This is a genomic window from Bradyrhizobium sp. 35 (assembly GCF_023073215.1).
GTDB lineage: Bacteria > Pseudomonadota > Alphaproteobacteria > Rhizobiales > Xanthobacteraceae > Bradyrhizobium > Bradyrhizobium canariense_D.
Window position 1 is genome coordinate 1 of sequence record NZ_JADPJC010000131.1, and the last position, 11785, is coordinate 11785.

13 protein-coding genes are annotated in these 11785 nt (G+C 64.1%); 7 read left to right on the top strand and 6 right to left on the bottom strand.

The genetic code is table 11. The annotated features are described in order from the left end of the window. The first annotated feature begins 340 nt into the window (after nt 1–340). The 4 genes from IVB36_RS26470 (at nt 341) to IVB36_RS26485 (ending at nt 3248) form a co-directional block, all read left to right on the top strand. Complete coding sequence (locus tag IVB36_RS26470; protein ID WP_018453010.1) at nt 341–760, top strand: HIT family protein; 420 nt, start codon at nt 341–343, stop codon at nt 758–760. A gap of 11 nt (nt 761–771) precedes the next feature. Continuing rightward, nucleotides 772–1710, top strand: a complete 939-nt coding sequence (gene nudC / locus IVB36_RS26475) for an NAD(+) diphosphatase (protein ID WP_018453009.1) — start codon at nt 772–774, stop codon at nt 1708–1710. A 7-nt stretch (nt 1711–1717) separates the two neighbouring features. Then, nucleotides 1718–2671 carry a sugar kinase gene (locus IVB36_RS26480; protein ID WP_018453008.1) on the top strand — a complete coding sequence of 318 codons (954 nt, stop codon included), beginning with the start codon at nt 1718–1720 and terminating at the stop codon, nt 2669–2671. A 67-nt stretch (nt 2672–2738) separates the two neighbouring features. Continuing rightward, nucleotides 2739–3248, top strand: a complete 510-nt coding sequence (locus tag IVB36_RS26485; protein ID WP_018453007.1) for an Lrp/AsnC family transcriptional regulator — start codon at nt 2739–2741, stop codon at nt 3246–3248. Nucleotides 3249–3390: 142 nt separating this feature from the next. On the opposite strand, the gene IVB36_RS26490 is transcribed toward IVB36_RS26485, so the two are convergent. The 6 genes from IVB36_RS26490 to IVB36_RS26515 form a co-directional block, all read right to left on the bottom strand. Further along, a complete protein-coding gene (locus tag IVB36_RS26490; protein WP_018453006.1) occupies nt 3391–4890 on the bottom strand; it encodes a phosphomannomutase/phosphoglucomutase in 1500 nt (499 codons plus the stop codon). A 191-nt stretch (nt 4891–5081) separates the two neighbouring features. Next, nucleotides 5082–5591 (bottom strand): TIGR02281 family clan AA aspartic protease, encoded by a 510-nt coding sequence (locus IVB36_RS26495; RefSeq protein WP_026232438.1) that lies wholly within the window; start codon nt 5589–5591, stop codon nt 5082–5084. 260 nt (nt 5592–5851) lie between these two features. After that, a complete protein-coding gene (locus IVB36_RS26500; protein WP_018453004.1) occupies nt 5852–6787 on the bottom strand; it encodes a transporter substrate-binding domain-containing protein in 936 nt (311 codons plus the stop codon). A 91-nt stretch (nt 6788–6878) separates the two neighbouring features. Further along, complete coding sequence (locus IVB36_RS26505; protein ID WP_018453003.1) at nt 6879–7469, bottom strand: SCO family protein; 591 nt, start codon at nt 7467–7469, stop codon at nt 6879–6881. Between the two features lie 24 nt (nt 7470–7493). Then, nucleotides 7494–7688 carry a hypothetical protein gene (locus IVB36_RS26510; RefSeq protein ID WP_026232437.1) on the bottom strand — a complete coding sequence of 65 codons (195 nt, stop codon included), beginning with the start codon at nt 7686–7688 and terminating at the stop codon, nt 7494–7496. A 253-nt stretch (nt 7689–7941) separates the two neighbouring features. Further along, nucleotides 7942–8412 (bottom strand): hypothetical protein, encoded by a 471-nt coding sequence (locus tag IVB36_RS26515; RefSeq protein ID WP_018453000.1) that lies wholly within the window; start codon nt 8410–8412, stop codon nt 7942–7944. 293 nt (nt 8413–8705) lie between these two features. Between IVB36_RS26515 and IVB36_RS26520 the strand changes: the two genes are divergently transcribed. The 3 genes from IVB36_RS26520 to IVB36_RS26530 all read left to right on the top strand — a co-directional run bounded on the left by IVB36_RS26520 (nt 8706) and on the right by IVB36_RS26530 (nt 11769). Then, entirely contained in the window at nt 8706–10364 is a 1659-nt protein-coding gene (locus IVB36_RS26520; protein ID WP_026232436.1) for an FAD-binding dehydrogenase, read from the top strand. Beyond that, on the top strand, nt 10365–11285 hold the full coding sequence (locus IVB36_RS26525; RefSeq protein WP_204512766.1) for a PHB depolymerase family esterase: 921 nt from the start codon (nt 10365–10367) through the stop codon (nt 11283–11285). A 133-nt stretch (nt 11286–11418) separates the two neighbouring features. Continuing rightward, complete coding sequence (locus IVB36_RS26530; RefSeq protein ID WP_007599359.1) at nt 11419–11769, top strand: RidA family protein; 351 nt, start codon at nt 11419–11421, stop codon at nt 11767–11769. Nucleotides 11770–11785: the final 16 nt, after the last annotated feature.

Here is an 11785-nt window from a genome sequence, read left to right on the forward strand (position 1 = left end):
ATTGCCGCCTACAACAACACCCCGCGCAAATGCCTTGACTTCAGAACCCCGGCAGAGGCCTTCTCCTCTCAACTGTTGCACTTCGAGTGTGAATCCACCGGACCCATTGCCCCAAAGAGAAGTTGCGGCACGAGGTCGGTAACCCCGAATCTTCGCCAAACCCAATCCGATGGTAATGGGTCCTGGATCGGCGCTGCGCTTGTCCAGGACGACGATCGCGTATGCCGCCTCTGCGGAGCGCCATCCTTCCCCAATCAGATTCCGTATCGTATGGTCGCAGCAAATATTCAGGGGTTCCGCCCCGCCATGCCCGATCCCATCGGGCCATCCGGAAACCTTTATGTCCGAACCCGCCTGGTCGCTGCACTCCCGCCTGAAAGAGGACACTATCGACATCGGCGATTTGCCGCTGTGCAAGGTCTTGGTCATCAAGGACGCGCATTATCCCTGGCTGCTGCTGGTGCCGCGACGCGCCGACGCGGTGGAGATCATCGACCTCGACGAGGTGCAGCAGGCGCAATTGATGACGGAGATCTCCCGCGTCTCGCGCGCGCTGAAGGAGATCACCCAATGCGACAAGCTCAACATCGCGGCACTCGGTAACCTCGTGCCGCAGCTTCACGTCCACATCATCGCGCGCCGCACCAGTGACGCCGCCTGGCCGCGGCCGGTCTGGGGCGTGATGCAGCCCTTGGCGCACGACGCCACCGAGGTGCAGAGTTTCATCAGCGCGCTTCGCCGCAAGATCTGGTTGGGTTGAAAGAACAAGAAATGTCAGCATTCGACTCGTTTCCACTGGGACAACCCGCCTTCGTCACCAACATTCTCGACCGCGCCGCGCATCTGCGCCGCGACGACGAAAAGCTGTTCGCGATGGAGCAGAAGCCGTCGTCGCGCGCCTATGTGGTCTATCGCGACTCACTGCTGGTGAAGCGCGAGGGCGACAAAGTGCGCGCGCTGCTCGGAATCGACGAGGCGTTGAAATGCGGCGCCAATCCCGGCACGATCTTCTTAGGCTTGCGCGGCGGCGCCGCGATGTTCGGGATGGGCCTGTCGCAGGCCGCGTCCGAGAAGCTGATCGGGCGCGAGGACTACGCCCTCAGCGAGCTGCGCGGCATGGCGATGCAGGGCGCGGTGCCGCCGCAGGAGCTGTCGGCGATCGCGATGGCGAAGTCGATGGTGAGCTGGCATCAGCGCCACGGCTATTGCGCCAATTGCGGCACGCGTACCGCGATGAAGGAAGGCGGCTGGAAGCGGGAGTGCCCGAGTTGCAAGGCCGAGCATTTCCCGCGCACCGACCCTGTCGTGATCATGCACGTCGCCGCCGGCGACAAATGCCTGCTCGGCCGCCAGAAGCAGTTTCCGCCGGGCATGTATTCCTGCCTCGCCGGCTTCGTCGAGGCCGCCGAAACCATCGAGGACGCGGTGCGCCGCGAGATTTTCGAAGAATCCGGCATTCGCTGCACCGAGGTGCAATATTACATGACCCAGCCCTGGCCCTATCCGTCGTCGCTGATGATCGGGTGCAGCGCGCGGGCGGTGAGCGAGGACATCGTCGTCGATCACTCCGAGTTGGAGGATGCGCGCTGGTTCACGCGCGAGGAGGCGGCCTTGATGCTGACGCGGACGCATCCTGACGGGCTCGCCGGCCCGCATCCGTTTGCGATTGCGCATCACCTGCTCGGCCGCTGGGTGCACGACAAGAGCTGAGACGGAGATGGCTGCACCAGGGATCGCGCCGCGCATCCTCTGCATCGGCATTCCCGTGCGCGACCTGACCTTTCGTGTCGAAACCGTGCCCGCGCGCGGCAGCAAGGCGAATGCCAGGCATCTCGCGGAGATTTGCGGCGGCAACGCACTCAATGCCGCGATCGCTATCGCTCGGCTTGGTGGCCGCGTCGCGTTCGCAGGTCCGATGGGCGATGCGCAGGAGACGTCGAGCGGCTTCATTCTCGACCGCATGACATCCGAAAATATCGACACAAGCCATATCGTGCGCATACCTGATGCGAGCACGCCCGTCTCTGCCATCATCATTGACGCGACGGGCGAGCGAACGCTCACGATCTATCGCGATCCGGCCCTGTGGACAGTCGAGCTGCCCGACGCCGACAAGCTGCTCGCCGATTGCCGGGCGGTTCTCGTCGAAAGCCGCTGCGCCGCGTTCGCAACTTCGCTCTGCACCGAGGCACGCCGGCGCGGCATTGCCGTCATCGTCGGCGTCGACCGCGCGATGTCGTTGCAGGACAGCCTGCTCACGGCCGCCTCACATCTGCTGTTCGCCAGTGACCAGTTGCAGGAGACAGCCGGCATCCCCGATGACGGCGCGGCATTGAAGCGCCTGGCCGCGCTCACGCCCGCCTTCCTCGCCGCCACCCGCGGTCCGTATGGCACGATCTGGCTGAACGAGACCGGCGCATTGGAGCAGACGCCGGCCTTCCCGGTTCAGGCCGTCGATACGCTCGGCGCCGGCGACGTCTTCCATGGCGCCTTCACGCTTCGCTTCGCCGAAGGTGGCGGCGTGCGGCAGGCGCTGCGATTCGCCGCGGCCGCCGCGGCGCTGAAATGCACCCGTCCTGGTGGCGGCCTGGCCGCCCCGCAACGCGTTGAAGTTGAAGAGCTTTTGAGCACGTCGCCGGCGGCGACGTTGGAGCGGGCGCCAAGATTATAGACTTGCTATAGAAAGATTTTCTCTATATCAGGGAAAACGTCCCTTGAAATGGAACAAAGTTCTTCAAATGACCGATCTCGCCGTCCCACTCCCCGAGACCAGCCGCCGCCTCGACGCCATCGACCGCAAGATTCTGATGGTGCTGCAGGACGATGCCTCCCTCTCCGTCGCCGAGATTGGCGACCGCGTCGGCCTGTCCTCGACCCCCTGCTGGAAGCGCATCCAGCGCTTGGAGGCCGACGGCGTGATTACCAAGCGGGTGGCGCTGGTCGACCAGAACAAGATCGGGCTCGGCATCTCCGTGTTCGTGTCGGTCGAGAGCTCCGACCATTCCGACGCCTGGCTCAAGAGGTTCGCCGACGCCGTCAGCGCCATGCCTGAGGTGATGGAGTTCTATCGCATGGCCGGCGACGTCGATTACATGCTGCGCGTCGTCGTCGCGGACATGCAGGCCTATGACGTGTTCTACAAGAAACTGATCAGCGCCGTGCCGCTGAAGAACGTCACCTCGCGCTTCGCGATGGAGAAGATCAAGTCGGTCACCGCGCTGCCGATCCCGGCTGTGGTTGCGGCTTAAGGCTCACCACACGCAAACTGTCATCGCCCGGCTTGACCGGGCGATCCAGTATTCCAGAGACGATGATGGGGTTCGGATAAGCCGCGTACTGGATGCCCCGGTCAAGCCGGGGCATGACAGCAGGTGAGACTAGCCTCGCGCCTCAAATCTTCTGATTGTACTCGCCGACTTCGGGATGGGTGCGCAGCACGCTGTTCACCATCTCGAACATGTCGTGCATGCGCTGCTCGGAGACCGGGCTCTCGACCACGACAACGAGCTCGGGCTTGTTGGAGGAGGCACGCACCAGGCCCCAGCTGCCGTCCTCGACCGTGACGCGGACGCCGTTGACGGTGACGAGATCGCGGATCGACTGGCCGCCGATCTTGGCGCCCTTGGCCTGCAAGGCCTCGAAGTGCTTCACCACCTTGTCGATGACGCCGTATTTGGTCTCGTCGGCGCAATGCGGCGACATCGTCGGCGACGACCAGGTCTTCGGCAGCGCGTTCTTGAGATCGGCCATCGACTTGCCGGGGGCGCGGTCAAGCATATCGCAGATCGCCAGCGCCGAGACGAGACCGTCGTCATAGCCGCGTCCATACGGCTTGTTGAAGAAGAAGTGGCCGGACTTCTCGAAGCCGGCGAGCGCACCCGTCTCATGGGTGCGGCGCTTCATGTAGGAATGGCCGGTCTTCCAGTAGGTGGTTTTTGCACCCTGCTTCTGCAGCACCGGATCGGTGATGAACAGGCCGGTCGACTTCACGTCGACGATGAACTGCGCGTCCTTGTGGATCGCGGACATGTCGCGCGCCAGCATCACGCCGACCTTGTCGGCAAAGATCTCCTCGCCGGTGTTGTCGACGACGCCGCAGCGATCGCCGTCGCCGTCGAAGCCGAGACCCACATCGGCCTTGTGCTGCAGCACCGCGTCGCGGATCGCGTGCAGCATCTCCATGTCTTCGGGGTTCGGATTGTATTTCGGGAAGGTGTGGTCGAGCTCGGTGTCGAGCGGGATCACCTCGCAGCCGATCGCCTCCAGCACCTGCGGCGCGAATGCGCCGGCGGTACCGTTGCCGCAGGCCGCGACAACCTTGAGCTTGCGCTTGAGCTTCGGGCGGCTGGTGAGATCGGCGATGTAGCGCGCCGGATAATTCTCGTGGAATTGATAGGAGCCGCCGGCCTTGTTCTTGAACTCGGCGCCCAGCACGATCTCCTTCAGCCGCGTCATCTCGTCGGGACCGAAGGTCAGCGGGCGGTTGGCGCCCATCTTCACGCCGGTCCAGCCATTGTCGTTGTGCGAGGCCGTGACCATGGCGCAGCAGGGCACGTCGAGGTCGAACTGCGCGAAATAGGCCATCGGCGTCACCGCGAGCCCGATGTCGTGCACCTTGCAGCCTGCTGCCATCAGGCCGGAGATCAGCGCATATTTGATCGAGGCCGAATAGCCGCGGAAATCATGACCGGTGACGATCTCCTGGCTGACGCCGAGTTCTGCGATCAGCGCGCCCAGCCCCATGCCGAGCGCCTGGATTCCCATCAGGTTGATTTCCTTCTGGAACAGCCAGCGCGCGTCGTATTCGCGAAAGCCCGTGGCCTTCACCATCGGCTCGGATTCGAAGGCATAGGTGTTGGGCAGCAACACGGATTTCGGCTTGGGGAACATTGAGACGGTCTCGTGAAAAAAGAGCCAGGATTTGATGCAGCCTTAGCGAATGCCGGGCTGCAGCGGAAGGCGGGAATGGCAGCTTATGGATGATAATTGCGGCAGTTTGGTAACGGGGAAATCTGTCCGCGAGAGCGATCGAAATAGAGATTTTCTTGAAATATGTGTCGCCGTCGCCTTTGGGAGGACCTTTACTGCTCCAGCACCATCTGACCGTTGGCGTATTCGAAGCGCCTGAGGCGGGAGAGGAAGGAGAGACCGAGCAGGTTCTCGGACAGTGCTTCGTCGGGCAGCACCATGGCATCGACGTCGCGCACGATTAGGCCGCCGACATCGAGCATGGCGATGCGAGTGCGCGCGGCCTTGATGGTGCCGTTGGCGGTGGAGACGGTGGCGTTGTAATCGCTGCGCGAGGGACGCAGGCCGAAGCGGGCGGCCGAGGTCTCGTTCAGCGCGACCACGGAGGCGCCGGTGTCGACCATGAAGCCGATGCGCTGGCCTTCGATCCGGCCCTCGGTTTGGAAGTGGCCGCGGCCGTCGCGGGGGATGTTGAGGCTGCGGCCGCCGGCCGCCGCGGTGGACGCGACTGCGACCGTACGCGGCACCGACGTCGCCGAGGCGGAGCTCATCCTGTCCGCCATCTGCGCCATGAAGGTGCCGAGGCCGATCATGATCGCCGCGAAGATCATTATGTTACGCATCACACCACTCGAAGCCGAAGCTCGATTTCACCACGCGGAAGGCCGCTCCGCGAGCGACGCTGCGGCCAGAGCGGTGCTATTTTGACGAAAAGGATGAGCGGACGGTTAATGCGCCGGTGTCGCGGATACGACATATCCTCATCCTGAGGTGCCCGCGAAGCGCGGGTCTCGAAGGGCCCGGCCACCAGCGGGGCCGTCATCCTTCGAGACGCTTGCTACGCAAGCTCGTCAGGATGAGGAATTGGCAACGGCGCCTGGGACTAGAACGGGCTCACCGAGAAATACCGCAGCCACAGATCGGTGTAGCGGCCCTTCTCCCAGACGCGGAACATCGCCCAGTTCAGGGCCTGGCGCAGCACGTCGTTGCCCTTGCGTACGGCGATGCCAATGCCCTCGCCGAAGAAACGGCTCTCGACGAAGGGGCCGCCGGAGAAGGCGCAGCAATCGCCGGAATCCGTGCCGTTGATCCAGAACGCGAGCGCGATGGCGTCGCCGAAGATGAAATCGACCTCGCCCTTGCGCAAGGCGCCGCGCATAGCGTCGTCGTTGGGATAAGGGTGCAGCTCGGCGTCGGTGAACAGGGCCTTGAGATAGGCCTCATGCGCGGAGCCGGCGATGACGCCGACCTTCTTGCCTTCGAGATATTCGGGCCGGATCTCCGGCATCACCGCGTCCTTGCGCGAAGCAAAGCGCGCAGGCACGCGGTAATAGGGATCGGTGAAGTCGACCCGGGCGCGGAGCTGCGGACTCACCGCCATCGAGGCGATGATGGCATCGCCCCGGTTGGAGGCGAGCGCATCGACCAGCGTCTCGAAGCGCCGCATCTGCACCGTGCAAGTGACCTTGATCTCCTCGCACAGCGCGCGCGCGAAGTCGACGTTGAAGCCGGCCGGATTACCGTCGGCGCCGGTGTAGTTGAACGGCGGATAGTCGGTCTCGGTCAGGAAACGGATCACGGTCAGGCGCGACAGGTCCGGCCGCTCCGGCCGCCGCCGCGGGTCCCAGAAACCCGGCACCGCCTGCGGGGCGGCTTGCGGCGCGACCTGAGGTGAGGCTTGCGGCGCCGTTGGGGGCTGCTTGGCCGGGGCCTGCGCCTGCGCGGACGGCGCAGCAGCGAGCGCGCAGACGCCGACGATCAGCCCGGTCAGCAAGCCACGGGCGGATTTGGACGATTTCGCCTGTTGCGATGGAGCCATCGGCTGAAATGAACGATTTTCGTTGGGATCGGAGGGCCTTATAGCCCATCCGGCCGGGAACGCGAGCGCGGATTGCGGTCAATAGGGAAGCCTACAGATACCGCTTCAACTCCCCTGCGGCTTCTTCCGGCGTGCGCTTCAGGTTGAACGGCGAGACGAAGCGGCCGTCGCGATCCATCAGATAGATCAGCGCCGTGTGGTCCATGGTGTAGTCGCCGTCCTTGGTCGGGACCTTCTTGGCATAGACCCGGTAGGAGGTGATCACCTTGGCGGTCTCGGCAGGATCGCCGCTCAGCCCTTCGAGGTGCGGGTCGAAGCTCGACAGATAATCCTTCATCGCGGCCGGCGTATCGCGCTCGGGATCGACCGAGATGAAGACGGCATTGACCTTGTCGGCGTCCTTGCCCATCGCGCGCAGCACTTCCGAGATCTCGAACAGCGAGGTTGGGCAGACGTCGGGACAATGGGTGTAGCCGAAGAAGATCAGGGTCGGCTTGCCCTTGAGGTTCTTGTCGGTGACGGTCTTGCCGTTCTGGTCGGTGAGCTGGAACGGGCCGCCGATCGCGGCCGGCTGCGCCACCTTGCCGACCCCGCCCATGGCCCAGAATACGATCAGCAGCCCGAGGACGAGGCTTGCGGCGAAGGCGGTCGCGATCACCAGCGGACGGGCGGTAGGGCTCATGAGCGGAAAACTTCCTGTCGCGTGTCAGAAGCAGGCGGCAAGACCGGTCCTGATCATTTCGAAGAACACCTGGCTGCCGTAGTGGAACCAGAGCGCGAGCGCGCCGAGCACGACCAGGCCGCCGACGCCAGCACCTGCCAACAGCAGCACGACCGGCGTCCGGCCGGCAGTGGGCGAATTGTCCGATACAGGATGGGTAGGGTGCAGTGGTTGAGCCATGACAACGATCGGGGTGAAGGGTTCCCTGCCTTTCAAATAGGCGCTGGGACCGGGCCGGGCAAGCGCGGCGGGCGGGCTGGAGAACTTGTGATACGGAGGTTCTCCGTCATGCCGGGCTTGCGCGGCCGAAGCCGCTTCGGCGAGGCGAAGGCCCGGGCATCCACGGACTTTCCAGCCGGGCCCAAGAACGTGGATGGCCGGGACAAGCCCGGCCATGACGACAGATTAGTGAAAGGCGAATGACTGCCGCGGCCTACCGCGACGATGGCTTGTTGGCCGAGGCCTGCGCGTCGAGGTAGCAAGGCTTGTACATAGCCTGGAGCTGCCGGCCCTTCAGGAAGAGCATATGCGGGGTGAGGCCGCCGCGCTGATTGATCCAGCGCTTCACCTGCGAGGGATACATCGCATAGAGCATCTGGGTCGCTTCGGTATTGGTGACGGCGCGGCCGTTGCTGCCGAAATCCCACGCGGCGTGGAAGCCCAGTGTGGCGTGCGACGTCACGCAGATGCGGTCAGGCGGGATGGCGCCGAGGACGATGGTGCAGGCAGAGGCGCAGAGACCGTCGATGATGACGGTATCGCCCGACTGTCGCAGGTCCTGGTATTTGTCGACGTAGGTTCCGATCCGGCCGCCGCGGTCATCCGCGATCCGAACCACCGCGTGAGAAGCGCCCATGCTCGCGATCAGGAGAACCGCCGCAAGCAACCCCGTCAGAAACTTCATTGGCCCCCGCCCCAGTCGAATTCGAATCTGTGTGTCAGGTGGTGATGCCCTGCTAGGGTCCGTCGTAACCGCGGTTTTGTCTAGGCATGCCGGCTCGCTCAAAACAAATTCAAATCCAGTGTTGCGCCGGCGCTGCACTCAGCCGGTCTTTTTCCCGAAGTGGAACAAGTTAACGATGTCTTACGCGCCGTCCTCTTGATCTCAGTTGCAACCGCCGGCTTCAATCCGGGCAACTACAGGGAGGAACCTGTGGAGGGCGAAACACATGGAGGGGGAAACATATGGCCGAACAGATGGCTGAAGAGACTGACGTCATCGTTGTCGGCGCAGGACTGTCGGGCCTGGTGGCCGCAACCGAGATCGCGGACGCCGGCAAGCGCGTAATCGTGGTCGACCAGGAGGGCGAGCAGTCGCTCGGCGGCCAGGCGTTCTGGTCGTTCGGCGGATTATTCCTGGTCGATTCGCCGGAGCAGCGCCGGCTCGGCATCAAGGACTCCTTCGACCTCGCGATGCAGGACTGGCTCGGCACCGCCGGCTTCGACCGCGACGAGGATTTCTGGCCGCGGCAATGGGCCGACGCCTATGTGGCGTTCGCGGCCGGCGAGAAGCGTGCATGGCTGCGAGCGATGGGCCATCGCATTTTCCCCGTGGTCGGATGGGCCGAGCGCGGTGGTTATGACGCGATGGGCCACGGCAATTCGGTGCCGCGCTTTCATGTCACCTGGGGCACCGGGCCCGGCATCGTCGAGCCGTTCGAGCGCCGGGCGCGCGAGGCGGTCAGAAGCGGCCGGCTGAGCTTTCGGTTCCGCCATCGCGTCGATGCGCTCTCGATCACCAACGGTACGGTGGATGGCGTCGGCGGCGCCATTCTCGCCCCCGACAATGTCGAGCGCGGCAAGAGTTCGTCGCGCAATGTTGTCGGCGAGTTTGCGTTGAAGGCCCAAGCCGTGATCGTGGCGTCCGGCGGCATCGGCGGCAATCACGAGCTGGTGCGGCAGAACTGGCCGAAGCGACTCGGCGCGCCGCCGAAATTCATGATCTCCGGCGTGCCCGAGCATGTCGACGGCCGCATGATCGGCATCACCGAGAAAGCAGGCGCGCGGCTGATCAACCGCGACCGCATGTGGCATTATGTCGAAGGCATCCAGAACTGGTCACCGATCTGGCCGCGCCACGGCATCCGCATCCTGCCCGGCCCCTCCTCGATGTGGTTCGACGCCACCGGCACGCGCCTGCCGGCGCCGTTGTTTCCCGGCTCCGACACGCTCGGCCAGCTCCAATACATCATGTCCACCGGCTACGATTATTCCTGGTTCATCCTGACCCAGAGCATCATCAAGAAGGAGTTTGCGCTGTCGGGCTCGGAGCAGAATCCCGACCTCACCGGCAAGAGCTGGCGTATGACCATCAAGCGCGCCACCAACAAGGGCGCGCCGGCGCCGGTGGAAGCGTTCAAAAGCCATGGTGTCGACTTCATCGTGCGCGACAAGATCGAGGATCTCGTTGCGGCCATGAACAAGCTGGCCGGCAGCGACCTCCTCAAGCTCGAGCACATCAGGATGCAGATCGAGGCGCGCGACCGAGAGATCGCCAACCCTTACGTCAAGGATGCGCAGGTGATGAACATTCACAATGCGCGGCGCTATATCGGCGACAGACTGATCCGCACCGCCTCCCCTCACCGCATCCTCGATCCCGCGCAAGGGCCGCTGATCGCGGTCAAGCTCAACATCCTCACCCGCAAGACGCTCGGCGGTTTCGAGACCGACCTCTCTTCGCGCGTGTTCGGCGAGGAGGGCAGCGTCATCCCCGGCCTCTATGCAGCCGGCGAAGCCGCCGGCTTCGGCGGCGGCGGCGTGCACGGCTATCGTTCGCTGGAAGGCACGTTCCTCGGCGGCTGCCTGTTCTCGGGCCGCAATGCGGGCCGGGCCGCGGCGAAGGCCGTGGGCTAGATGATGCGGCCGCGGCTGCGCATCGGGGCGTTTGTTGCGGCATTAGCCGCTGCCTCGGCTGCGTCCGCGGATACGATCGATATTGACGGTGTGAAGCGGTCCTACACTGTGCAACTGCCGTCGAAGCGGCTCGTGCCGCTCGTCGTCGTGCTGCACGGCAAGACGCAGCGCGGAGCCGACATGATGACGCGGACAGCGTGGCCGCAGGTCGCAAAGCGCGAAGGGTTTGCGGTGGTCTTTCCTGATGGCCTCAACCACGCATGGGCCGATGCGAGGACCAAGGCGGGACCGGCGCTCCGTGGCCCGCCCGCGGGTACCGACGACGTCGCCTTCATCGCAAAGCTCGTCGAGAAGCTGGTGGCGAACGGCACCGCCGATCCTCGCCGCGTCTATGTCACCGGCATCTCCAATGGCGGCGCCATGGCAATGACGCTGGTCTGCGCCCGAGCCGATCTGTTTGCTGCCGGCGCGAGCGTGAGCATGAACCTCACTGATGAGACCGCTGTCACGTGCCATCCGTCGCGGCCGTTGCCGATGCTGCTGATGAACGGCACGGCCGATCCGCTGGTCCCCTACGAAGGCGGCCGCGGATCGAGCTATTATGCCGCAGACAGTTTTTGGTCCACCGACGAGACGCTTGCGTTCTGGCGCAAGCTCAACGGCTGCGAGACCGATAATGCCGACATGACCGATTTGCCCGACAGGGCGCCAGCAGACCAGTCCACGGTGACGCGGATCTCCTCGCGCTGTCCTGAAGGGCACGACGTCGTGCTTTATCGCATCAATCAAGGCGGTCATCGCATGCCCGGATTTTCTCCGGATGCCCGCTTCCCGAAGGTCGCCGCCAGCTTGCTCGGGTCGCAGAACGGCGACATCGACGCAGCCGAAACGATCTGGACGTTCTTCGGCCAGTTTCCCTGAAGTGCAACTCAGGCATCGCCGATGACGCATGCGTGCCTGGCAACGCATGCGTGCCCGGCAACGCATGCGTGCCTGGGGTGGCACAGGGCAAGCCGCTGCGCTAGACAGGGCCGCCATTCAAAGGAGACCCCCAATGAGCATTCAGCGTCTTGAAACCGGCCCGCGCATGAGCCAGGTCGTCGTGCACGGTAACACAGTCTATCTCGCCGGTGTCGTCGCCAACAACGCCGCCGGCGAAAGCGTGACGAAGCAGACCCAGGACATTCTGGCGACTATCGACAGCCATCTCGCCAAGGCCGGCACCGACAAGTCCAAACTTCTTTCGGCCACGATCTACATCACCGACATGAAGACGTTTGGCGAGATGAACGCGGTGTGGGACGCCTGGGTCTCGCCCGGCAACACGCCGGCACGCGCCACCGTCGAAGCCAAGCTCGCGGCGGCACAATACACCGTCGAAATCATGGTCACGGCGGCCAAGTAAGTTCGCGACAAACATT

Bases quoted from the DNA above. Each gene is read 5' to 3' on its own strand.
- IVB36_RS26495 (WP_026232438.1), bottom strand. From the start codon at position 5,591: ATGCGTAACATAATGATCTTCGCGGCGATCATGATCGGCCTCGGCACC.
- IVB36_RS26485 (WP_018453007.1), top strand. From the start codon at position 2,739: ATGACCGATCTCGCCGTCCCACTCCCCGAGACCAGCCGCCGCCTCGAC.
- IVB36_RS26510 (WP_026232437.1), bottom strand. From the start codon at position 7,688: ATGGCTCAACCACTGCACCCTACCCATCCTGTATCGGACAATTCGCCC.
- IVB36_RS26525 (WP_204512766.1), top strand. From the start codon at position 10,365: ATGATGCGGCCGCGGCTGCGCATCGGGGCGTTTGTTGCGGCATTAGCC.
- IVB36_RS26530 (WP_007599359.1), top strand. From the start codon at position 11,419: ATGAGCATTCAGCGTCTTGAAACCGGCCCGCGCATGAGCCAGGTCGTC.
- IVB36_RS26470 (WP_018453010.1), top strand. From the start codon at position 341: ATGTCCGAACCCGCCTGGTCGCTGCACTCCCGCCTGAAAGAGGACACT.
- IVB36_RS26515 (WP_018453000.1), bottom strand. From the start codon at position 8,412: ATGAAGTTTCTGACGGGGTTGCTTGCGGCGGTTCTCCTGATCGCGAGC.
- IVB36_RS26500 (WP_018453004.1), bottom strand. From the start codon at position 6,787: ATGGCTCCATCGCAACAGGCGAAATCGTCCAAATCCGCCCGTGGCTTG.
- IVB36_RS26505 (WP_018453003.1), bottom strand. From the start codon at position 7,469: ATGAGCCCTACCGCCCGTCCGCTGGTGATCGCGACCGCCTTCGCCGCA.
- nudC (WP_018453009.1), top strand. From the start codon at position 772: ATGTCAGCATTCGACTCGTTTCCACTGGGACAACCCGCCTTCGTCACC.
- IVB36_RS26480 (WP_018453008.1), top strand. From the start codon at position 1,718: ATGGCTGCACCAGGGATCGCGCCGCGCATCCTCTGCATCGGCATTCCC.
- IVB36_RS26520 (WP_026232436.1), top strand. From the start codon at position 8,706: ATGGCTGAAGAGACTGACGTCATCGTTGTCGGCGCAGGACTGTCGGGC.
- IVB36_RS26490 (WP_018453006.1), bottom strand. From the start codon at position 4,890: ATGTTCCCCAAGCCGAAATCCGTGTTGCTGCCCAACACCTATGCCTTC.